At 69.8% G+C, this 21,944-nt stretch carries 18 protein-coding genes, 2 tRNA genes and 1 pseudogene; 6 read left to right on the top strand and 15 right to left on the bottom strand.

Annotated elements, in window-relative coordinates:
* Window positions 1-9 precede the first annotated feature (9 nt).
* Window positions 10-840 (top strand): hypothetical protein, encoded by an 831-nt coding sequence (locus ABEB17_RS07605; protein WP_345716079.1) that lies wholly within the window; start codon window positions 10-12, stop codon window positions 838-840.
* Window positions 841-950: 110 nt separating this feature from the next.
* Here the strand turns inward: ABEB17_RS07605 and ABEB17_RS07600 are convergent, their stop codons facing one another.
* From ABEB17_RS07600 to ABEB17_RS07585, 4 genes are all read right to left on the bottom strand, one after another.
* Window positions 951-3,395: a hypothetical protein gene (locus tag ABEB17_RS07600; protein ID WP_345716078.1), complete on the bottom strand. Its 2,445-nt coding sequence runs from the start codon at window positions 3,393-3,395 to the stop codon at window positions 951-953.
* Between the two features lie 5 nt (window positions 3,396-3,400).
* Window positions 3,401-5,356, bottom strand: a complete 1,956-nt coding sequence (locus ABEB17_RS07595) for a caspase family protein (protein WP_345716077.1) — start codon at window positions 5,354-5,356, stop codon at window positions 3,401-3,403.
* Window positions 5,357-5,360: 4 nt separating this feature from the next.
* Window positions 5,361-5,816, bottom strand: a complete 456-nt coding sequence (locus ABEB17_RS07590) for an effector-associated constant component EACC1 (RefSeq protein WP_345716076.1) — start codon at window positions 5,814-5,816, stop codon at window positions 5,361-5,363.
* 191 nt (window positions 5,817-6,007) lie between these two features.
* The gene (locus tag ABEB17_RS07585) at window positions 6,008-6,421 is read right to left on the bottom strand and encodes a hypothetical protein (RefSeq protein WP_345716075.1); all 414 of its coding nucleotides are present in this window, start codon (window positions 6,419-6,421) and stop codon (window positions 6,008-6,010) included.
* Between ABEB17_RS07585 and ABEB17_RS07580 the strand changes: the two genes are divergently transcribed.
* Window positions 6,393-6,920, top strand: a complete 528-nt coding sequence (locus ABEB17_RS07580) for a hypothetical protein (RefSeq protein ID WP_345716074.1) — start codon at window positions 6,393-6,395, stop codon at window positions 6,918-6,920. The genes ABEB17_RS07585 and ABEB17_RS07580 overlap by 29 nt on opposite strands.
* 22 nt (window positions 6,921-6,942) lie before the next feature.
* Here ABEB17_RS07580 and ABEB17_RS07575 read toward each other — a convergent pair whose 3' ends face one another.
* Complete coding sequence (locus ABEB17_RS07575; RefSeq protein ID WP_345716073.1) at window positions 6,943-7,311, bottom strand: SpoIIAA family protein; 369 nt, start codon at window positions 7,309-7,311, stop codon at window positions 6,943-6,945.
* 109 nt (window positions 7,312-7,420) lie between these two features.
* Here ABEB17_RS07575 and ABEB17_RS07570 point away from each other — a divergent pair, with 109 nt between their 5' ends.
* From ABEB17_RS07570 to ABEB17_RS07555, 4 genes are all read left to right on the top strand, one after another.
* The gene (locus tag ABEB17_RS07570; protein ID WP_345716072.1) at window positions 7,421-7,900 is read left to right on the top strand and encodes a pyridoxamine 5'-phosphate oxidase family protein; all 480 of its coding nucleotides are present in this window, start codon (window positions 7,421-7,423) and stop codon (window positions 7,898-7,900) included.
* A gap of 147 nt (window positions 7,901-8,047) precedes the next feature.
* Window positions 8,048-8,527 (top strand): very short patch repair endonuclease, encoded by a 480-nt coding sequence (locus ABEB17_RS07565; RefSeq protein ID WP_345716071.1) that lies wholly within the window; start codon window positions 8,048-8,050, stop codon window positions 8,525-8,527.
* A 62-nt stretch (window positions 8,528-8,589) separates the two neighbouring features.
* Entirely contained in the window at window positions 8,590-10,080 is a 1,491-nt protein-coding gene (locus tag ABEB17_RS07560) for a DNA cytosine methyltransferase (protein WP_345716070.1), read from the top strand.
* Between the two features lie 131 nt (window positions 10,081-10,211).
* A complete protein-coding gene (locus ABEB17_RS07555) occupies window positions 10,212-11,435 on the top strand; it encodes a hypothetical protein (protein WP_345716069.1) in 1,224 nt (407 codons plus the stop codon).
* An 84-nt stretch (window positions 11,436-11,519) separates the two neighbouring features.
* Here ABEB17_RS07555 and ABEB17_RS07550 read toward each other — a convergent pair.
* The 10 genes and pseudogenes from ABEB17_RS07550 to dnaN all read right to left on the bottom strand — a co-directional run bounded on the left by ABEB17_RS07550 (window position 11,520) and on the right by dnaN (window position 21,417).
* Window positions 11,520-11,592, bottom strand: a tRNA-Ala gene (locus ABEB17_RS07550).
* Window positions 11,593-11,626: 34 nt separating this feature from the next.
* Window positions 11,627-11,743 (bottom strand): DLW-39 family protein, encoded by a 117-nt coding sequence (locus ABEB17_RS07545; RefSeq protein ID WP_345716068.1) that lies wholly within the window; start codon window positions 11,741-11,743, stop codon window positions 11,627-11,629.
* Between the two features lie 34 nt (window positions 11,744-11,777).
* A tRNA-Ile gene (locus ABEB17_RS07540) sits at window positions 11,778-11,851 on the bottom strand.
* Between the two features lie 86 nt (window positions 11,852-11,937).
* A complete protein-coding gene (locus ABEB17_RS07535; protein WP_345716067.1) occupies window positions 11,938-12,345 on the bottom strand; it encodes a DUF3566 domain-containing protein in 408 nt (135 codons plus the stop codon).
* Between the two features lie 95 nt (window positions 12,346-12,440).
* Window positions 12,441-15,035 carry a DNA gyrase subunit A gene (gyrA, locus tag ABEB17_RS07530; protein ID WP_345716066.1) on the bottom strand — a complete coding sequence of 865 codons (2,595 nt, stop codon included), beginning with the start codon at window positions 15,033-15,035 and terminating at the stop codon, window positions 12,441-12,443.
* A gap of 78 nt (window positions 15,036-15,113) precedes the next feature.
* Window positions 15,114-17,138, bottom strand: a complete 2,025-nt coding sequence (gene gyrB, locus ABEB17_RS07525) for a DNA topoisomerase (ATP-hydrolyzing) subunit B (RefSeq protein ID WP_345716379.1) — start codon at window positions 17,136-17,138, stop codon at window positions 15,114-15,116.
* Window positions 17,139-17,533: 395 nt separating this feature from the next.
* Window positions 17,534-18,121 carry a DciA family protein gene (locus tag ABEB17_RS07520; protein ID WP_345716065.1) on the bottom strand — a complete coding sequence of 196 codons (588 nt, stop codon included), beginning with the start codon at window positions 18,119-18,121 and terminating at the stop codon, window positions 17,534-17,536.
* A complete protein-coding gene (gene recF, locus ABEB17_RS07515) occupies window positions 18,111-19,259 on the bottom strand; it encodes a DNA replication/repair protein RecF (protein WP_345716064.1) in 1,149 nt (382 codons plus the stop codon). The genes ABEB17_RS07520 and recF overlap by 11 nt, the downstream gene beginning before the upstream one ends.
* A gap of 10 nt (window positions 19,260-19,269) precedes the next feature.
* Window positions 19,270-20,244, bottom strand: a pseudogene (gene gnd / locus ABEB17_RS07510) (phosphogluconate dehydrogenase (NAD(+)-dependent, decarboxylating)); the annotation flags it as partial.
* A gap of 39 nt (window positions 20,245-20,283) precedes the next feature.
* On the bottom strand, window positions 20,284-21,417 hold the full coding sequence (dnaN, locus tag ABEB17_RS07505) for a DNA polymerase III subunit beta (RefSeq protein ID WP_345716063.1): 1,134 nt from the start codon (window positions 21,415-21,417) through the stop codon (window positions 20,284-20,286).
* Window positions 21,418-21,944 lie beyond the last annotated feature (527 nt).

The following is a 21,944-nucleotide window of genomic DNA, read 5'->3' as shown; positions in this document are numbered from 1 at the left end:
GGAGGGCCCGTGTTCACGAAGAGCCGCACCGACAAGGCCAAGGACCAGGCGAGCTCGGTCAAGGACTCTGCGGCCGACAAGGCCAAGGACGCCAAGTCCCAGGTGCAGGACGCCGTGGCGAGCGCCAGCCACGCCCTGCGCGAGACGGTGGCTCCGGCTGCCGCCGCGAAGGCCCGGGACGCGCGGGACTGGGCGGCACCGAAGGCCTCGGCGGCCGTCGAGGCGGCCGCACCGAAGGTCGAGGCCGCGGTCGACCGCGTGCCGCCGGCTGCTGAGGCCGCCCGCGACAAGATCGTGGACGACCTGCTGCCCCGGCTCGTGGAGGCCGTGAACGCGGCCGCCGCTGCAGCTGCCGCCGCGGGTGCGGCCGGCGCCGCGAAGGCGTCCGACAAGGCATCGGACGTCGCGGACACCGCCAAGAGCCGCGGTGCGGACGCCGTGGCCGTCGCCAAGGGCGAGAAAGTCGCGAAGAAGAAGCGCAGCAAGAAGAAGGTGTTCCTGTTCTTCGCCGCCATCGCGGCGGGCGCCGCAGCGGCGCGGGCGGTGCTGCAGAGCCGTGGCCCGGCCGAGGACCCGTGGGCCATTCCCGAGGGCACCTACCCGGGGGCGAACAGCTGGTCGACGCCGGCCGCCACGTCCGCCACGTCCGCCACGTCCGCCGGTGACTCGCTGGACTCCGGTGCCGCCGAGGCGGCGCTCGACGGTGCGGGCGAGGACGACGCCGAGGTCCCCGGTCTGACCGCGGACAGCGCGGCGGCGGAGGAGGCCATCACGGACGCCGCCGAGGCCAACGGCAAGGCGTCCTCGAAGAAGGACCCGCTCACCGACCCCCTCGACTGACCCCCTGCCCCACCCGCTTCCGCCACCCAGGCCGGTTTCCGCCACTCAGACCGCTTTCGGTCGGCGGAAACCGGCCTGAGTGGCGGAAAGGGGTGGTGGGGGACCGGCTGCTACGGCTTCAGGGCCTGCCAGGCGGCGGCGACCGTCGCCGCACCCGGCAGCCAGGGGAGGTCGGGCGGCGCGCCGTCGTCCGGTGACCCGGAGTCCGCGACGTCGAGCAGGCGACGCACGAGAGCGGCCAGCTCGCTGTCGTCGCACCAGGCCTCCTGCGACTCCAGCTCGACCGTCAGGGCAGGAGCCCGCTCGACGTCGTCAGCCAGTGAGCGCGCCAGGTCGGTGAGCGATCGCAACACCGACAACGGCTCGTCGTCCTGCTGGGCCAGGGTGAGCAGCGGCAGCGCGATCGTGCTCTCCTGGACGAGCCGCGAGGGTCGGCGGCTTCGCCGCAGGGTCGCCGCGTACCGGTCGGCGCCCGCCGTCCCAGCGGACGTCATGATCTGGATGGCCGCCAGCCGGAGCTCCGCGCTGGGGCTTCGCTCGCCCCCGGCGTCCACCTCCTCGGCCAGTACTCGCCCTCGCTCGGGGTCGTCGAGCAGGCAGTACCAGGCCGCGTCGACCAGCTGACCGCGCCTCTCGGCCTCCTGGACCAGGTCGCGCAGGTCGCGGACGGCCGCCGACAGGGACTGGCCGAGCGCGAGGGACTGCACCCGGATCTCGCGGGCCCACCAGGCGTCGAAGTCCATCTGCGGCACCAGGTCCGCAGCGTCGGGCGCCAGCTCGCGGACCAGCAGGTCGTACGCCTGCACCGTGGCCACCCAGCCTGGGGCGGCGACGTCCGACGGCACCTGCTGCAACCAGTCCCGCAGGTCGTCGTCGAGGACGCCGCACCAGTTCGTCTCGGACACCACGCGCGTCTCGATCAGCCAGTTGTCGCCCGGACGCAGGTCGAGCGCCCGCCGACCGGACCACGCGGCCGGCCACTGAAGATCAGCATCCACGCACGCCCAGGCCAGGTGCGCCCAGGTGTACGAAGCCTCGGTGTCGAGCAGCGCCGCCAGCAGCAGGTGCGGCAGCGGTCGCCACCGTTGGCTGGTCCGGACCGGGTGATCAGCGGCAGCCATCGCGTCCGCCCGCGCCAGCAACAGCCCCCACACCAGGCTCGCCCGACCGATCGCGTCCGGTCCGTGCTGCCCCTCCAGCGCACCCATCAGTGCGAGCCCCTCGGCTACGAGCTTGTCGCCGACCTCCGGCGTCGTGGCGAACGAGGCGGCCCACAGCGCATCCACCAGCTCCAAGCCCGACCTGGCGTCGGGATCGCGGTCTCGGACGGCGCGCAGGCACCGCACCGCTGCGGGCATGTCGTCGGCGTTCCGGTAGTCGGACGCCGCGGCGCGGAGCAGGCTCAAAGCCTCGTCCGGGTCGTCCGCGGCGCCGCCCCAGAGCTCGCGCAACCTCGCGTCCTGCGCGTACGTCGTGAGGCTGGTCGCCTCGAAGGACGCGGCCAGGCCGGGGATCTCGCCGGGGTTCTCGAGCGCCGCGGCGACCTCGACGCGGAAGTAGGTGTACCGGTGGTCGTCACGGGCCCGGTCCTGGACCCGCCACCACGGCAGCGCGTACGGCGAGCCGAGCCGGGTCACGGCGGTGGCCAGCAGCTCGCGCCCGAGCTCGAGCTCCACCCCGGCCTCGAGCAGCACCTGGGCCCGCAGCAGCACCGGTTCCCCGGACGACGGGTCGTGCCGGACCGTACGGGTCGCGGCACTGCGCGCCGCCTTGAAGATCCCCGCGGCGTCCGCCTCGTCCACCGCCTGCCGGAGCAGCGCGATCACCGCGACCGTCCCCACGTCGCCCGCGCCGGACCAGTCCTCAGCCAGGCGGCGGGCACCCTCGAGATCGCCCCGGGCGTACCGCAGCAGCGCGTCGGCCAGCACCACGGACGGCTCACGGTCGAGGTGGCCGACCTCGGCCAACCGCGCCTCGGCCGCTCCGGTGTCGCCCTCGGCGAGGAGGTCGAGGACCGCGGCGACCACGCTGACGGCGTGCAGCTCAGCGCCAGCGGAGGCGACGGAGTCGCGCTGGCGGCTCACCTCGCTCGCTGCGGTGACGTGCCCGCGCGCGAGGGCGAGCCGGGCGGCCAGCTGGACGACGGCGTCCGGACGTTCGTCGTCGTGGGCGGCCTCCCAGAGTCGGGACGCGACCTCGTTCGGCAGCCCCTCGACCAGGCTCCCATCACCGGAGCTCTCGAGGAGCTGCACGATCTGGTCCGCCAGCCGCGCCGCCGGGTCGGGCGGTGCGGCGATGACGGCCTCGACCAGCCGCTCCATCTCCGGTTGAGCCTGGCCGCGAAGGCGAGCGATCCCGGCCAGCTCCTCCAGGACCTCCCACTTCGCGGGACCCTCGACGTCCCGCCCGGCACGCCCGTCCGCCTCGATCGAGTCGAGGGTTCGCAATGCCTGCTTCTCGGCCTCACGGATCGCCCGGTCCGTGGCCCCCGGCCCGATCAGGGCGCGGGCGAGGCGCATCCTCGCCTCGCGGACTCCCGCATCCCACGTGGTCACGGTCGTCAGCCCTTCCCTGGACTGGACCGGTTGCCCAGCCGACCGGGCTGCCGCTCACCGGCACCGCCGGCACGGCGACGCTGCCCTGCGCCGTAGAACACCCCAGGGACGCCGAACGTCGGCTGCAGGTGGGACGGGATGTAGCGCAGCACTCGGTCCCGGGCGAACCACATGCTGCGGACCGGGTCGTGACCGCTCGTGAGGGCCGCGAGCAGCAGACCGACGAACGTCTTCGGTTCCTCCGGATCGGCGTCATCGACGTAACCCTCGAGGCCTGGCGTGTGGCAGATGAACACGACTGGGACGCCCAGCTCGGCGTTGAGTGCGGCGGCGGCACTGGGCGCGGCGCGGATCGCGTCGAGTCCGGTCTCGGCCGCGACGGACGCCACCACGACGGCACTGAGCCCACCTGCGCTGCGCAGCTCGTCGGCCAGCGATTCCGCTGTGCGCCAGTCGGTCTCGCGAGCGCCGCGGAAACCGAGCTTGGCAGAAGGGATGCCATCGCGCGTCGAGCGCAGCAGCGGAGCGCAGATCACGAGGTACTCCGGCTTCTGGTCGACCGCGTCCATCAGGTCCGCCCAGTCCGCCGGCCTGCCGTCGTCCGCGGTCGTGAGCGTTCGAACGGACGGCATCGCCACCAGCTCGGCACCGAGGCGGCTGGACAGCCGCGTGTACGGGTGCACGACGCTGCTCACCACCGCGACGTCCGCGATATCGGAGTCCCGGCCCGGCCGGTCGGTCGATCGACCAGCGCGGGTCACGACCAGCTTGCGCTGCGCCAGACCGGTGGGGTCGACACCCTGGTCGGACGGCACGTGCATGAACTCCCAGGGGTACTCCGCGAGGCTCGTCCACGGCGGCTCGAACGTGAGGTTCAGCTGGACGACCACGTCGGCCTCGTCCTCGGCCTGGTGCAGCAGGTTCTGGATCGGGGTGGGCAGGGCGGCCTGGAACAGGTTGGCACCAGCGGTTTCCAGCGCGCGACGAGCCCGCTTCTGCCACGGCGGGTCGCTGTAGTCCTTGGCGCGCATCACCGCGTCCGCCAGCTGGCAGAGCCGACGGATGGCAGCGAGCCGGGTGGGGTCCAGGGCCGTGACATCACGTTCGTCGTTGGTGATCCGGCCGTTGCCGTCGCGGTCCCACGTCGCGACCACGAGCTCACCGGCGAAGGTGATGCCGACGTCGATCACTCGCAGGTTCTTCGGCCACCCACGCAGGACCATCGGGCTGGCCGAGGGCTCCGGTCGCGGCCGCATCGCCAGGCCGATCCGTCCCTCGGCCGCGAGGTTGCGGTGCGGCCGCGGCTTGAGCCGCGGCTCGAAGCGGTCCAGGGCGGCGTACACGTCCTCGGCCGTCAGAACTCCGTTGGTACCCACCAGGTTCTCGTCGACCAGCACCTTGGCGAGCGCTGCGGTGAACGCGCTCGGACCGTCGGCCTCGCCCTCGTCGGGGACGACCTGGTTGCCACCGCTGGAGAGCACGACGGTGCCCCGGCCGAACGTCGCCAGCAGGTCGTCGTCCACGAGCTCGTCGGCGCGGTACTGACCGGCGTAGCAGCAGTCCAGGACGAGGATGGTCGACTTGGCGCGGGCGCCGTCGAGCCAGTCGCGGAGCAGCCGGGTGTGCAGGGCGCGGTTCATCCGCCGCTCGTACGGGACGTCGACGCCGAGAAGTCCCAGCTGCTGCTCGGCGCCGAGGCGCTCGCCGTGCCCGGAGTAGTAGATGAGCAGGACGTCGTCCGGCGTGCTCTGGTCCGCGGCCAGCGCGAGGGCGTCGGACAGGCCGTCGGCCGTGAGGTTCTCCTTGACCACGACGTCCTCGGTCTTGAACAGCCCGAACGTGGGGTGGACGAGGGCGGACCGGAGGGCCTGGATGTCGTGGCGCGGGCCGCTGAGCTCTGCCATGCCTCCGTCGGGGTGCGCGTACTTCCAGTTCCCGATCAGCAGTGCCCGGAAGCCCACGTCCTCACCGCGCCTCTGCCTCGCCTGCCGGGGGTGTCCCCGGACCGCTACCTAGCGCCTGGGCGGCAAGGTCGCGCAGCTCGGCCGCGCCGAGCCCGTCGGCCTGGACGCAGACGGAGCGCTGCTCGACGCCGGCACCCTCGATGGTGACCGTGACCTGGCGCCGGCCCGGTCGGGCGTTGATCCAGCTCTTGAAGACCTCGACCGCCGCCGTCATCGCTCCCGCACTGCCCAGGGCGACGATGACGTCGCTGATCTCCGCGGCGCCCCGGTTGCCTGCGGCGGGCGGCGGCTCCTGCGTCTCGTCGCGCAGCTCGCGACGCAACAGGTGCTGCAGCTCGGCGAGGTCGGACCGCCAGCGGTCGTCGTCCTCGGTTCCCCATTCCAGCGTGTCGGGCCGGACGTGCAGGAGCAGGACGTCGGCGTCACCGCCGGCGGGCGGCGAAGTGGCTTCGGTCATGGCGACCCCCTGTCGCTGAATCGGAGCACCGAACGGGCACGCCAGATACACAGCAGACGGAACGCCCGGGGGTGATCGCGATTTCGTCACTCAGCGTACTCGTGCGTCGGGACGTCGCGCCGGGGATCGGACATATCCCTAACGGAGCGCAAACCTGGCCACTTGGGGTCTGCTCGGCCGAGTAGGTCGGCCTACGGGGATCCGGGCGGTGGCGCCGGCGGCAAGACCCGTTCGAGCTCGACGGCGACGTCCTCCAGCCCGAACCCGAGGGTCGCGTCGGCGCCCACCCGGACCAGCTGCTCGACCTGCCCGCGCCCACTGCGGACGGCGTCGCGCAACGTCGTGGCTCGAATGCGGGACTCGTCGTCCGGTGCGGAGGCTTCCAGACCGGTCAGCGCGTCCTCGGTGGCGACGACCCTGGCCGACGAGACGCCCCAGGCTCCGGCCGCGCGCTCATGGCTGCCCGCGGCCTTGAGCTCCGGGATCAGCGCTCGAGCGAACCAGATCGCCTCAGCCTCAGCGGTGTCCAGCTCAGCCAGCCAGTCGGCGCGACGGCGACTCCGGATCAGCAGCGGGATGCCGATAGCCAGCGCCGCGAGCAGCAAGGCCGCGATCAGCCACCACACTCCGACGGGTAGCGAGTCCTCCGCGATCGGGGCGGCGTCCGGGTTGGAGGTGGTCGGGCTCGACGTAGCCGACTCGGTGGGTGTCTCGGTGACCGTGGTCGTGGTGGTGGTCTCGCTGGGCGTCTCTGGTTCCGTCGTCGTGGTAGTTGTCGTGGACGTCGTGCTGGTGGTCGTCGTCGTGGAGGTCGAGGTCTCGGGTTCGGACGTGGTTGTCGTGGTCTCGCTGGTGGGCTCGCTGGTGGGCTCCGTGCTGGACGTCGTTGAGCTAGAGGGCTCGGCCGTCGTGGTGCGCGTCGGCAGCGTGACCGTCGGTGTCGGAACGGTGGCGGTGATGCTGGCTGACACGGAGCGGGTGGGGCTGAGGCCGGGGCGCGCACCGTCATCCGTGCTGCAGGATGCCAGCAGCGCTGTTCCCGCCACCGCGGCGACCGCAGCCATGGCGAGCGTGGAGCGGTTCAGTCGGATGCGGAGCTCGTGACGGGCCATGGCGTTGGTATCCCTCAGTCGTCGATGCCGACGAGCCAGATCTTGGCGTCGCGCACGTCGTCGGACTCGAAGACCTTGATCTCGCCCGACACCACCAGGTTCACGGCCTTGGCTGCGTGCTCGAGCCAGTCGGCGTCGGCGACCAGGGCGATCCGCTCGAAGCCGTCCATGTTCTTCGCCCAGACCTTGGCGTCGGCCCACATCGCGCCGGCGGAGAACGAGTCGAAGCCGTCCTTGAGCACGTAGAGCAGCCGGACCTTGCCCTGCTGGCGGGCGAGCGTGACCGCCGGCACGAGGACGTCGCGGTAGTCGTCCTCGGTGACCTTGCCGCTGGCCTTCAGACCGATCGTGCCGACTGGCATCCGCTCGATGACTGTGATCATGACGTCTCCCGACCCGTGGCCCTGACGCGATCTTGGAGGCGGAGGTGAGACAGCCGCTTCACCCGTCCTGGGTGAGCGCTTCCACACCTCGACTGTGGACAGTGGACCCATGAGCACGGACGACCTAGCGGAGGAGGCGCGTCAGGTGCTGGACACCAACCAGTACCTGACGTTGGGGACGACCGAGGACGACGGTCAGCCACGTGTCTCGCCGGTGTACTTCACGCACGACGGCTATCGCGACGTCTACTGGGTCTCGTCGCCCGGCTCGGCCCACTCGCACAACGTCGCGGCTCGTCCGGACGTCGCGGCGGTGGTGTTCGACAGCACTGCGGAGGTCGGCCAGGGCAGTGCGGTGTACCTGACGGGGACGGCCGCTCAGGTGCCGGACGACGAGCTCGAGTCTGCCTGTGCGCGGGCCTTCGCGAAACTCAGCGGCGCCGCGAAGCCGTTCACGCCCGAGGAGCTGTCCGGCGCGGCCGAGCTTCGGCTGTACCGCCTGCGGGTGGTGCAGCACGACGTGCACGTGCGCGGCAGCGACCCTGTTCACGGCACCGGCATCGACCGCCGGGTCCAGGTAGACCTCTAGCGTGTTGCCTCAGCGAGCGCTGGCCCGTGGGCCTCGCCCTCGTGTAGGTCGCCAGCGCCTCATCGCGTCAAGCGCCGTGGACTCAGGGAGTGCGGCTGCTTCCCTCTCGAAGTACGAATCTGAGTGCGACCGACGTAAGTTGGCACGGTGGCAGAGCGGTGGGTCAGCACTGAGGCAGGCGCGCACCTCGCTGGGCGTCGCAAGGTCAACACGGCTCCTGAGGTCTTGCTGCGCCAGGCGGTGCATGCAGCCGGCGGGCGGTTCAGACTTCACCGACAGATCGCGAAGGGCTGCACCCCTGACTTTGTCCTGCCGTCGCGCCGCGTCGCCGTATTCGTGGACGGATGCTTCTGGCACGGGTGCCCCGAACACGGCCGTAAGACGCCATGGACCGGACCTAACGCGGCGCTTTGGGCCCAAAAGATGGAGCGGAACGCGGAACGCGACAGGCGGTCCACGCAACTGGCACAACATCACGGATGGCACGTCTTGAGGGTTTGGGAGTGCCAGGTACGTCGGGACCCGGGCGCCGTAGCCGACAGGGTCTTGAGTCCGCGGAGGCCCGACCCAGACCCGGCCTTTGGCGGCCTGTCGGACCCTCTTGATGGAGTACCTCTTGCGAGGTGATGCTTCGCGTTGGCGCATCGGGTCGACCCTGTGGGATGCGCACGACCAGAGGAACCTGCCCCATGAACGATGCCCTGCCGCTCCACTTCAATCAGTCCGCGCGGGAGCTTGACTTAGCTGTCGGTTCAGCTAAGCTTGCTGGCATGGCGAAGGACTCTGCAGCGTTCAAGTACGCAGATCTCTTCGCAGGCATCGGCGGCTTCCACGCCATGCTCGACCACGCCGGCGGACGCTGCGTCTACGTCTCGGAGATCGACCGCGAGGCGCGCCAGACCTACTTACGCAACTGGGTGGACCCGCTGCCGGCGTCCAGGCGCCCCATCGTCAACACCGACATCACCATGGCGACTCCCGATGACGGCCCGGTCGACGTTCCGCCCCATGACGTGCTCGCGGCCGGCTTTCCGTGCCAGCCGTTCTCGAAGTCCGGGCGCCAGCGTGGTATGGACGAGGCGCGAGGAACGCTCTTCTGGAACATCGCCCGCATACTCGAGGACCGAACGCCGGCGGTTGTGCTGCTCGAGAACGTGCGGAACATCGCGGGTCCCCGTCACACGCACGAATGGGACGTGATCATCCAGACGTTGCGAGAGATCGGCTACCGCGTGTCGTCGACCCCGTCTGTGTTCTCGCCGCACTTTCTCCCCCCCTCTCTTGGAGGAACACCGCAAGTCCGGGACCGCGTCTTCATCCTGGGCACCTACGTTGGCCCCCAACGGGCGCTGGCGGAGGTCGACGTTCCGCCGACCGTGGTCCGCGGCCCTGTCGATGGGTGGAACGCGGCGGACTGGAACGCCGAGTGGATCCTGGATGACGACGTCGATATCGACAACATCCAGAAGTACCAGCTCACGGCTGACGAGACTGCTTGGGTGAACGTCTGGGATGACCTTGTCCAGAGAATGTGGACAGCCCGCGGCGTCCGCCTCCCCGGCTTCCCCCTGTGGGCCGACGCTTGGATTCCGGAGCGTGGCCTAGATCCGCTCGAGTTGGAAGCACTGCCCCGGTGGAAGTCCCAGATCTTGATCAAGAACGCCCGCTTCTACGACGACCACCGAGACGTGATCCGCGAATGGAAGCATGCGAACCCCACCTTCGCCTCGTTCCCAGATTCCCGTCGCAAGCTCGAGTGGCAGGCCCAGGACACCGCCTCGCTCTGGGAAACGGTCATGCACTTCCGCCCCTCTGGGATCCGCGCAAAGGCGCCCACGTACCTTCCCGCTCTCGTGGCCATTACGCAAACCTCGGTCATGGGCAGCCGCCGCCGCCGGCTCACTCCTCACGAGGCCGCGCGCCTGCAGGGTTTCAGTCGAAGCCTCTCCTTCGCTGGCCAACGGGATTCCGCGTCGTACAAGCAGGTAGGTAATGGTGTCGCAGTGGGGGCGGCCTGGCATGTCTTCCGCACACACGTTGAGCGCGATGCGTCCGACTTGCCCCGTCGCCTTGTGCGCGCCGTCCTCGCATCGCCTCTCAATCCGACAGGCGATGCGTTGGCCGACGGCGCGAAAGCTCACGAGGCCAGGGCTGTCGCACCGGAGGCGGCAGTTGGCTAAGCCCCTCCCACCCAGAGCAGCCGTGCCCTGAGGCTGCCAGCCAAGACGCGCCCTTTGGGCCCCATCCGCCGAATGGGCTAGGGCATTGCGCTCGCTCGACCCTAGGGACACCGGCTGATACCAATGGTGGCGTGGGAAACGTCGTTGTCGATCAGATCGGGCCGAGTGGCGCCCTGCTTCAGGATGTCGACACCACCCTCTCCAGCCGCGGTCGAGCCGAGCTCCTGCTCGCGGCGCTACCTAGCGCGACGCTCCAGAAGTACGCCGGTGTCTGGGTCGTGTCCATCGAGGGTCAAATCATCCTGAGCAAGCAGGTCACCTACCTGGGCGTTCCCTGGCCGGCGTACAAAAAGCGGATCCAGATCCCGAAGACCTGGCTGGACGTCTACAGCCGAGCAGAAGAGGACGGATTGACCGTGCGGTTCGTCGGGATCTACCACTACGGACCTGTCACGATCCTCGTCGACTTCGACCCTGACACGTACGTCACCCGCAAGGCGAACAATTCCTCCGCCCACGTTTCGTCGAACGACCTGTACCAGGCGCAGACGGTCGGGCAGTTCTCGCGCGAGGACAAGAGCGGCAACCGGCTCACCAGCGTGCGTGCTGACCAGTTCGCGACGTACATACAGGCGGGCTACAAGGAGAGGAACCCGCATATCGAAGTGTTCGACCGGTTTAGCGATGTGCTTCTGAACGGGGCGAGGATCGAGGGTCTGGCGGCGGCGCAGGAGATGCACGCCGCAAACTGGCGGGACAAATTCCAGAACGAGTGGGCGGGCTTCTACGTCGAGTTCCGACTGAGCCGCTTCCTTTCCGAGCACAACCTGCGCGACCACGTCGAGGTCCAGAAGGAGAAACGCAAGGGCGAGTACGACTATGACCTTCGGTTTCTCAATCACGGCATGCTCGAGCACTACGGCGACCTCAAGGCCTCCAATGTTGCTGTCAACGACTCACCCGGCAACGATGCGGCTGACTTCTACCGCTGCCTCACGGAGACGGGGCGCTTTTGGTACGTCATCTACGAGCACGAGACATGGCACGGGCGGGACAACGCCAACATGTCGACGATCGCGTGGAACGATTGGCGCCGGTCGGTCGGGCACGTCGGGCGAGGCAGCGATTATGACCCACTCTCCTACGCTGGGAGGTTCAAGGAGGCGGTGCGATTCGTCCGCGTGAAGATCCTCGAAGTCAATCAGGCCAACGTCGGCATCGTCCTCGGGGACTTCCAGACGGACTTCAAGCAACCTGACGGCAAGCCCCGCAAGGGCAAGGTCATGATCAGGAAGAAAGATATCGACAACTTCCTGATCTACTCGAGGTCGATCGACGTGCCCGCCAACGCCTAACACCATCCCGATCGCGGTCCACAATCAGCACGGGGGATGACCAAATTGAAGAAGTCATGGGTTGACCATCGTTTGCACGAGGGGTGGAGCCAAGGGGACTCGAACCCCTAACCCCCTGCTTGCAAAGCAGGTGCGCTACCAATTGCGCCATGGCCCCGGGTAACACCACCGGGCGGGCCCGGCAGGGTGGGTCAGACCGAGTCGGTCGCCTCTGCCCAGAGGTTCTGCTCGGCCTTGTCGGCCTCGACCTTGCGCCACACGGCGAACGCGCCGACAGCGGCAGCCGTCAGGAGAAGCAGCTTCTTCACGCGAACCTCCGGCAGCAGCAGAACGAGACAGACGTGGGCCTAACTGGACTCGAACCAGTGACCTCTTCCTTATCAGGGAAGCGCTCTAACCGACTGAGCTATAGGCCCCAGCGACACAACAGTGCGCCGGACGAGGGTACCCCGCCGAGCACGCCGCGCCCAAATCGGATCAGCCGGCGAAGCCGGCCACGAACTCAGTCGTCGGTGAGCGTCATCTGCACGCCGCCGACGAGCTGCGAGCAGACGTTGTACAGGAACGCCGAGAGGGTCGCGAGCGCCGTCAGCAGGAACACGTCGATGACGGCGATGACGGTCGCGAGCGAGATGACCCGGCCGAACCCGACGTAGTCCATCAGGTCGAACGTCGTGCCGGACGACGACCCGAGAACGGTGCTGACGGTCCGGTCGATGTCGCTGAAGACGCCCATCGAGTCGAGGATCGTCCACAGCACGGCGACGAGCACGACGAAGGCGATGCCGATGGCCACGGAGATCAGGAAGCCGAGCTTCATGACCGACCACGGGTCGAGCTTTGCCAGCGTCAGCCGCACCTTGCGCGGACCCCGCGGAGCGGGTCGGGCCGCGCCGGCCGGCGCCTGCACCGCAGGTCGCTCAGCCGTCGACGTCGAGCCAGCTGCCGTCTGCCCGCCAGCGGCGAAGGGACGCGTCCCCGCACCGTAAGCCTGCTCCGGTGAACTCACTGCTCGCCTCCGGTGTCCTCATCGGCCGCCCCGGCGACCGACTCGTCGGCTGCGGATGCAACCGTTTCGTCGTCCGACGGTACGCCATCTTCGACCTCACGCTCGACCGAGCGCGCGATTCCGATGATCGAGTCCCCACTGTCGGGGGTGGCAAACCGGACACCCTGGGTGTCCCGGCCGGTCGACCGGACGCCGTCCACCTTCGACCGGACGATCTTGCCCTTCTCCATCACGACGAGCACCTCGTCCTCGTCGCTGACCAGCAGCGCACCGACCAGGTCACCGCCCTTGTCGGACAGCTTGGCGACCTTGATCCCCAGCCCGCCGCGACCCTGCACGCGGTACTCGCCGACCGGCGTCCGCTTCGCGAGGCCGTTCTCGAACACCACGAACACGTCGAGGTCCTGGTCGTCGTGCACGACGTCCATGGCCAGCAGGAAGTCACCGTCCCGGAACTTCATGCCCGTCACACCGGACGTCGCGCGGCCCATCGGGCGCAGCGCGTCGTCCGCCGCCTTGAACCGCACGGACTGGCCCTTGCGCGAGACCAGCAGCAGGTCGTCGTCCGCCGACGCCAGTCGCGCGGACACCAGCTCGTCGCCGACCGCACCGCCGTCGTCCCCGACACCGTTCTCGCGCAGGTTGATCGCGATCAGCCCACCGCTGCGGTTGGAGTCGTAGTCCGTGAGCCGGGTCTTCTTCACCAGGCCGGCCTTCGTGGCCAGGACCAGGTACGGCTCGGCCTGGTAGTCCCGCAGGTCCAGCACCTGGGCGATCTGCTCGCCAGGCTGGAACGCGAGCAGGTTCGCCACGTGCTGACCCTTGGCGTCGCGCCCACCCTCGGGCAGCTCGTACGCCTTCGCCCGGTAGACCCGGCCGAGGTTGGTGAAGAACAGCAGCCAGTGGTGCGTCGTGGTGGTGAAGAAGTGCTCCACCAGGTCGTCGCCGCGCAGCGTCGCACCGCGCACGCCCTTGCCGCCGCGCCGCTGCGAGCGGTACTGGTCGACCCGGGTGCGCTTGGCGTAGCCGCCGCGGGTGATCGTGACGACCACGTCCTCCTCGGCGATCAGGTCCTCCATGGACATGTCGCCGTCGAACGGCCGGATCTCGGTCTTGCGCTCGTCACCGAACTTGTCGACGATCGCACCGAGCTCCTCGCCGACGATCTCGCGCTGCCGGGACGGCGAGGCCAGGATCGCGTTGTACTCGGCGATCAGGGCCTGCAGCTCCTCGAAGCGGTCGATCAGCTTCTGCCGCTCCAGGGCGGCGAGCCGGCGCAGCTGCATGTCGAGGATCGCGCGGGCCTGCAGCTCGTCGATGTCGAGCAGCTCCATCAGCCCGTCGCGCGCCACCTCGACCGTGGCCGAGGCGCGGATCAGCGCGATGACCTCGTCGAGGGCGTCGAGCGCCTTGAGCAGGCCGCGCAGGATGTGCGCCTCTTCCTCGGCCTTGCGCAGGCGGTAGCGCGTCCGGCGCTGGATGACCTCGATCTGGTGGTCCACCCAGTGCCGCACGAAACCGTCCAGCGGCAGGGTGCGCGGCACGCCGTCCACCAGCGCGAGCATGTTGGCGCTGAAGTTGTCCTGCAGCTGGGTGTGCTTGTAGAGGTTGTTGAGCACGACCTTCGCGACGGCGTCGCGGCGCAGCACGATGACCAGCCGCTGGCCGGTGCGGGACGACGACTCGTCGCGCACGTCGGCGATCCCGCCGATCTTGCCGTCCTTGACCAGCTCGGCGATCTTCAGCGCGAGGTTGTCGGGGTTCACCTGGTACGGCAGGTCGGTGATGACCAGGCACTGCCGGTTCTGGATCTCCTCCACCACGACGATCGCGCGCATCGTGATCGAGCCGCGGCCCGTGCGGTACGCGTCCTCGATGCCGCGCTTGCCCATGATCAGCGCGCCGGTCGGGAAGTCCGGGCCGGTCACCCGCGCCATCAGCTCGTTCAGCAGCGTCTCGCGGTCGGCCTCGGGGTTCTCCAGGAACCACTGGACGCCGGACGCGACCTCGCGCAGGTTGTGCGGCGGGATGTTCGTGGCCATGCCGACCGCGATCCCGTTGCTGCCGTTGACCAGCAGGTTCGGGAACCGCGCCGGCAGGATGTTCGGCTCCTGCGTCTTGCCGTCGTAGTTGGGCGAGAAGTCGACGGTCTCCTCGTCGATGTCGCGCACCATCTCCATCGCCAGCGGCGCCATCCGGCACTCGGTGTACCGCATGGCGGCGGCGGGGTCGTTGCCCGGCGAGCCGAAGTTGCCCTGGCCGTCGACCAGCGGGTACCGCATCGACCACGGCTGGGCCAGCCGCACCAAGGTGTCGTAGATCGAGGAGTCACCGTGCGGGTGGTACTGACCCATCACGTCACCGACGACGCGGCTGCACTTGTTGTAGCCGCGGTCCGGCCGGTAGCCCCCGTCGTACATCGCGTACAGCACGCGACGGTGCACGGGCTTCAGCCCGTCCCGGACGTCGGGCAGCGCCCGGCTCACGATGACGCTCATCGCGTAGTCCAGGTAGGACCGCTGCATCTCGACCCGCAGGTCGACCTCGTGGGCCGGCGAATCGACCGGGGTGCTGGGGGGCTGCTCGCTCACGGATGTCCTTCGAAGATCGGGTGGGACTCAGCTGGACGACGTCGGGCGGCGGCTGGGTCGACCAGCCGCCGCTCGGGTCTAGATGTCGAGGAAGCGCACGTCCTTGGCGTTGCGCTGGATGAACAACCGGCGCGGCTCGACGTCCTCGCCCATGAGCTCGGCGAAGATCTGCTCGGCCTCGGCGGCGTTCTCCATCGTCACCTGCAGGAGCACGCGGTGGTCCGGGTCCATGGTGGTCTCCCACAGCTCGTGGGCGTTCATCTCACCCAGACCCTTGTAGCGCTGCACGCCGTTGTCCTTCGGCAGCTTGCGCCCGGCCTCGAGCCCCGCCTTGATCACGGCGTCGCGCTCGCGGTCGGAGTACACGAAGTCGTGCACGCCCTGGCTCCACTTCAGCCGGTACAGCGGCGGCTGTGCGAGGTAGACGAAACCACCGTCGATCAGCGGACGCATGAACCGGAACAGCAGCGTCAGCAGCAGCGTGCGGATGTGCTGGCCGTCGACGTCGGCGTCGGCCATCAGCACGATCTTGTGGTACCTGAGCTTCTCGGCGTCGAAGTCGTCGCCGATGCCCGCGCCGAACGCGGAGATCAGGGCCTGCACCTCGGTGTTCGCCATGACCCGGTCGATGCGGGCCTTCTCGACGTTCAGGATCTTGCCGCGGATCGGCAGGATGGCCTGGGTCATCGGGTCGCGACCACCCTTGGCCGAGCCGCCGGCGGAGTCACCCTCGACGATGAAGATCTCGCACTTGCTCGGGTCGTTGGACTGGCAGTCGCTCAGCTTGCCGGGCAGCGAGCTCGACTCGAGCAAGCCCTTGCGCCGGGTCGCATCGCGCGCCTTGCGGGCCGCTACCCGCGCGGCTGCCGCCTGCACCGACTTGCGGATGATCTCGCGGGCCTCGCCGGGGTGGCGCTCCAGCCAGTCGCCGAGCGAGTCGGTGACGATGCGCTGCACGAAACCCTTGGCCTCGGTGTTGCCGAGCTTGGTCTTCGTCTGTCCCTCGAACTGCGGCTCGCCGAGCTTGATCGAGACCACCGCGGTCAGGCCCTCGCGGATGTCCTCGCCGGAGAGGTTGTCGTCCTTCTCCTTCAGGTGGCCCTTCTCGCGGGCGTACCGGTTGATCAGGCTGGTCAGGGCCGCGCGGAAGCCCTCTTCGTGGGTGCCGCCCTCGTGCGTGTTGATCGTGTTCGCGTAGGTGTGCACGCTGTCGGAGTACGCGTTCGTCCACTGCATCGCGATCTCGACGGACAGCCGGCGCTCGACGTCCTCGGACTCGAAGTCGATGACGTCGGGGTGCACGACGTCCGCGCGCTTGCTCGCGTTGAGGTGCTTGACGTAGTCGACCAGGCCCTCGTCGTAGCGGTACTCGACGTGCCGGGGCGCGGCCTTCTCGTGCTCGGTGCCGTCGTCCAGCTGGTCGGCCGCCTCGTCCTCGTGCTCGGGACGCTCGTCGGTCAGCGTGAGGGTCAGGCCCTTGTTGAGGAACGCGTACTGCTGGAAGCGGGCGCGCAGCGTCTCGTAGTCGAACTCGACCGTCTCGAAGATCTCGGCATTCGGGTAGAACGTCACCGTGGTGCCGGTGCGGTCCGTCGCCTCGCCCTTCGCGAGCGGCTCCTGCGGGACGCCGTCCACGTAGGTCTGCCGGAACACGTGCCCGAGCTGGGCGACCTCGACCTCCAGCCGGGTGGACAGCGCGTTGACGACGGAGATGCCGACGCCGTGCAGCCCACCGGAGACCGAGTAGCCGCTGCCGCCGAACTTGCCACCGGCGTGCAGCACGGTCAGCACGACCTCGACGGCCGGGCGCCCCTCGCCCGGCATGATGTCGGTCGGGATGCCGCGGCCGTCGTCCACGACCTTGACGCTGCCGTCGGCCTGCAGGGTGATGTCGATCCGCGTCGCGTAGCCCGCGAGCGCCTCGTCCACAGAGTTGTCCACCACCTCGGTGACGAGGTGGTGGAGACCGCGCGGACCGGTTGAGCCGATGTACATGCCGGGCCGCTTGCGGACCGCCTCGAGACCCTCGAGCACGGTGATCGCGCTGGCGTCGTACGTGCCGCCGGACTCGGCGAGGCTGGGGGCAGCCCGCTCGGTGTCCAGGGGGACGAGCTCATCCCGGTCGATCGTGGCGGACTGCTCGGCATCCGGCTGCTGGGCGGCGGCGGGCTCTGGCGTGGCATCCGTCACGAGGGCGGGGCTCCTTGTGGTCTGCCGACCTGGTGTGAGCACAGGGAAGGGCTCGGTCGGACTCAGCGTGGATCTGTATCAGTCTACCTGAACGGGGCCCGAGCACCACGATGGAGCGCGTGTTTGTGGGCGCCTGATGCCTCCTAGGACAGTCCCGCACGGGGGCAGATGACTCCCCCCTCGACAACCGGGCCCTCACACGCGCTCGTGGCCGGTCGTGGCCCCGCAGTCCCGGCGCGCAGCGCCGGCGCAAAATTCGCTGTCCACAGGATGTGGACAAGCATTGTGGATCACCTGTGGCGAATCGGTCACCCGTAGGTGTCGCGCGGCCCCCGGCCGCGCACCGTGCGGGCGCCCTTGCGCCAGGTCGGGGACGTCGGCCCGAGCACCCGGATCTGCTCCACGACCCCCTCGCCGAGCTCCTCCGCCAGGCGCCGCTGCACCGTCGGCAGCAGCAGCCGGACCTGCGTGGCCCACACCGTGGAGTCCGCCCGGACCACCAGCACGCCTTCGTTGAACGACTCCGGCGTGCAGTGCTCGGCCACCTGGTCGCCCACCACGCGGGACCAGCGGCCCATCACCCCGCCGACCGCGACGTCCACGTTCCAGCCCCGGTCCGCGACCAGCCGCTCCATCCCGGTGCCGAACGACTGCGGGTCGCGCTCGTCGGCGCCCGCCGAGCTGCGCGCCTCACCGGCGACCCGCTTGCGGCGCACCCGGCCGGGAGCGCCGGGCCGCAGTCCGCGCGCGGCCGCGCCGGCCTTGGCCCGGGCCAGTGCCTCACGGGCGGCGTCCATCGCGCGCTCGAGCTCGTCCTCCACCGAGAGCTGCTCCGGGACGTCGTCCGCCGGGCTCGCGTCGTCCGGGCCATCGGCATCAGGGCGGTCACCGGACACGAGTGACCTCGCCGCCCATCACATCCACCCGGGCACCCTGCAGCGCCTCCGGGACGTCGCCGGGCACCGCCGCGGTGACCAGCACCTGCTCGGCGTCGGCGACCAGCTCGGCCAGCCGCTCGCGGCGGCCGGTGTCGAGCTCGGCGAACACGTCGTCCAGCACGAGCACCGGGTCACCGCCGCCCTCGTGCCGCAGCAGCTCGTACGACGCGAGCCGCAGCGCGAGCGCGTAGGACCACGACTCCCCGTGGCTGGCGTACCCCTTCGCCGGCATCGGCCCCAGCTGGAGCACGAGGTCGTCGCGGTGCGGGCCCACCAGGCACACCCCGCGCTCGAGCTCGGTGCTGCGCATCCGGCTGGTCTGCTCGAGCAGCCGCGCCTGCAGCAACTCCCGGCCGCCGGCCGGCGCATCCGCGACCTCGTCGACCAGCTCGTCACCCAGCGAGGACTTGTAGGTGAACGTCGCCTCGCCCTGCCCGTTGCTGACCTGCTCGTACGCCGTCCGCACCGGCTGACCCAGCTCGCCGAGCAGCCGGAGCCGGCCGGCGAGGAGCTCGGCGCCCGCGGTGGCCAGGTGCTGGTCCCACACGTCGAGGGTGCGCACGTCGCCCTGGCCACGCCGGATCGCGGCGCCGGCCGACTTCAGCAGGGCGCTGCGCTGCTTGACCACCCGCTCGTAGTCCTGCCGCACGCCGGCGAACCGCGGCGCCCGAGCCACCAGCAGGTCGTCCATGAACCGGCGGCGCTCGCCGGGGTCGCCCTTGACGAGCGCGAGGTCCTCGGGCGCGAAGAGGACCGTGCGCAGCAGGCCGAGTACCTCGCGCGGACGCGGCACCGGGCCACGGTTGATCCGCGCCCGGTTGGCCCGGCCGGGGGTGAGCTCGAGCTCGATCAGGGTCGGCCGGTCGTCCCGGACGACGGAGGCACGCACGATCGCCCGCTCCGCGCCGAACCGGACCAGCGGCGCGTCGTTGGCGACCCGGTGGCTGCCCAGGGTCGCGACGTAGCCGATGGCCTCGACGAGGTTGGTCTTGCCCTGCCCGTTGGGACCGACCAGCGCCGTGACGCCCGCGTCGAGCGGCAGCTCGGCGGCGGGGTAGCTGCGGAAGTCGGTCAGCGACAGGTGGGCGACGTACACGTGCGCGCGGTCAGGGCGTTTCGGCGGACGACGGCGAGCCGGGGGCGGACGGACCGACCTCGACGGCCTTCACCGCGTGGCCACCGAACTGGTTGCGCAGCGCGGCGACGGCCTTCATCGCGGGGGAGTCGTCCTGGCGCGAGACGAAGCGAGCGAACAGCGCCCCCGAAATGACGGGCATCGGGACGGCGTTCTCGACGCCCTCCTGCACGGTCCAGCGGCCCTCGCCGGTGTCGTCCACGTAGCCGCGGATCTCGTCGAGCTCAGGGTCCTGCTCGAGCGCGCGCACCATCAGGTCGAGCAGCCAGGACCGGACGACGGTGCCGCGGCTCCACGCCTTGAAGGCGCCGGGCACGTCGGTGACGAGGTCCTTCTTGAGCAGCAGCTCGTAGCCCTCGGCGTAGGCCTGCATCAGGCCGTACTCGATGCCGTTGTGCACCATCTTCGTGTAGTGCCCGGCACCGACCTCGCCGGCGTGCACGAAGCCCTCCTCGCGCGGACCCTCGGGCCGCAGCGCGTCGAAGATCGGCATGGCGATCGCGACGTTGTCCGCGGTGCCGCCGCACATCAGCCCGTAGCCGAGCTCGGCGCCCCAGATGCCGCCGGACACACCGCAGTCCACGAAGCCGATGTTGCGCTCGTGCAGGTGGGCGGCGTTCTTGGCGTCGTCCAGCCACTTCGAGTTGCCGCCGTCGATGACGAGGTCGCCCTCGGACAGCAGCTCGCCGAGCTGCTCCACCGTCTGCCGGGTCGGCTCGCCGGCCGGCACCATCACCCAGACCACCCGGGGTGCCTCGAGCTCACCGACCATCGCCTCGAGCGAGGTCGCGTCGCTGATGTCGGCGTTGCGGTCGTACCCGACGACCTCGTGGCCGGCGGCTCGCAGGCGGGTCCGCATGTTGCCGCCCATCTTGCCCAGGCCGATCAACCCGATCTTCATGTGCGACCCCTCGCTCTCATCAGGACGTTCGCTTCGGAGGTCAGCCTGCCGCGTCCGTGCGGACCGTGCCGCACGGGGGTGAGGTCAGCCGGCCAGCCGGACAGGCATGAGCACGTACTGGAAGCTGTCGTCCGACTCGCCGTCCGGCTCGGCCTGCCCCGTGAGCAGAGCCGGCTTGGTCGACTGGGTGAACGCCAACCGCGCGTACGGGTGGTGCAGCGCGCCGAGCCCGTCGAGCAGGTACTGCGGGTTGAACGCGATCTCGATGTCGTCACCGTCGAGCAGGGCGTCGAGCTGCTCGCTCGCCTGGGCGTCGTCACCCTGGCCCGCCTCGATCACCACGGCGCCGGCGCTGAACTTCAGCCGCACCGGGGTGTTGCGCTCAGCGACCAGGGCGACGCGCTTGACGGCCTCGACCAGCACCGCGGTCTCGATCACCACGCGGGCGTCGCTGGTGGTCGGGAAGATCGACGCGACCTTCGGGTACTCGCCGTCGAGCAGCCGGGACGTCGTCCGGCGGGCCCCAGCCTCGAACCCGATCAGACCGTCGCCCGATCCGGTGCGGCCGAGCGCGAGCTCGACCGTGCCACTGGCACCGAGCGCCCGGGCCGTGTCCGCCAGCGTGCGGGCGGGCACGAGAGCGACGGTGGACGCGTCGGTTCCCTCCGGCGCCCAGTCCAGCGTGCGCATGGCCAGCCGGTACCGGTCGGTGGCCAGCATCGTGATCCGCGAGCCCTCGATCTCGACCCGGACGCCGGTCAGGATCGGCAGGGTGTCGTCGCGGCCGGCCGCGGTGGTGACCTGGCTGACCGCGGTGGTGAAGACGTCGCCCGCCACGGTGCCGGCGGACTGCGGCATGCTCGGCAGCGTCGGGTAGTCCTCGACGGGCATCGTCAGCAGCGTGAACCGCGACGACCCACAGGTCACCGAGACCTTGGAGTCCTGGGTCACGACGTCGACCGGGCGGGCCGGCAGGTTGCGCGAGATGTCCGCGAGCAGCCGGCCGGAGACCAGCACCGTCCCGGACTCGCTGACCTCGGCCGCCACGGTGACCCGTGCGCTGACCTCGTAGTCGAACGCCGAGAGCGTCAGGGTCCCGTCGTCCTTGGCCTCGAGCAGCACCCCGGCCAGGACCGGCACGGGCGGGCGGGTCGGCAGCCCACGCGCCGCCCACGTCACTGCCTCGGCGAGAACGTCACGCTCCACGCGGAACTTCACCGGCCACCGTCCCTCTCCTGCCCAGCTGCGGTCACCTCGACCGACGAGTGGCCTGACCCTATCCGGCAGAGCCGACACGCGACACCACGAGGGCTGCTCCGGTGGAGTTGTCCCCAGAATCGGCCCTCAGTGGTCGTTCGTGGAGGATCTCTCCAGTAGGTATCTCTCTTCATAGTCTTAGCACTTGTGGATCCTGTGGAAGACGGCCCTTCTTGCAGGTCAGCCCACTTTTCAGCCTGTTGACGAGGTGTGGAACGCGGCGCCGGGTCCCGTGGACGTCCGTGGACAACTTCTCGTTGCCCACGGCCGACGTCACGTCGTCCACAGGTTGTCCCGTGGATATCCACGGCTGCGTCCACGACGGCGGCGCACGTCGTCCTGCCCCGATTGTGACGCCCGTCACACGATGTCCACAGATCCACAGAGTTACCCACATCCTGTGGAGGGAGGGCCACCAATTCGGGAAGAAACGGACACCTGGTGCTCCACTCGAACGGAGCAACAACGGGGCAAACCCCTACAGAGCG

Source organism: Angustibacter luteus (assembly GCF_039541115.1).
GTDB lineage: Bacteria > Actinomycetota > Actinomycetes > Actinomycetales > Angustibacteraceae > Angustibacter > Angustibacter luteus.
The sequence above is the reverse complement of the archived record's forward strand: the minus strand, read 5'-3'. Positions and strand labels throughout refer to the sequence as shown.

Bases quoted from the DNA above. Each gene is read 5' to 3' on its own strand.
- ABEB17_RS07590 (WP_345716076.1), bottom strand. From the start codon at position 5,816: ATGACCGAAGCCACTTCGCCGCCCGCCGGCGGTGACGCCGACGTCCTG.
- ABEB17_RS07580 (WP_345716074.1), top strand. From the start codon at position 6,393: ATGCCGATAGCCAGCGCCGCGAGCAGCAAGGCCGCGATCAGCCACCAC.
- ABEB17_RS07575 (WP_345716073.1), bottom strand. From the start codon at position 7,311: ATGATCACAGTCATCGAGCGGATGCCAGTCGGCACGATCGGTCTGAAG.
- ABEB17_RS07570 (WP_345716072.1), top strand. From the start codon at position 7,421: ATGAGCACGGACGACCTAGCGGAGGAGGCGCGTCAGGTGCTGGACACC.
- ABEB17_RS07560 (WP_345716070.1), top strand. From the start codon at position 8,590: ATGAACGATGCCCTGCCGCTCCACTTCAATCAGTCCGCGCGGGAGCTT.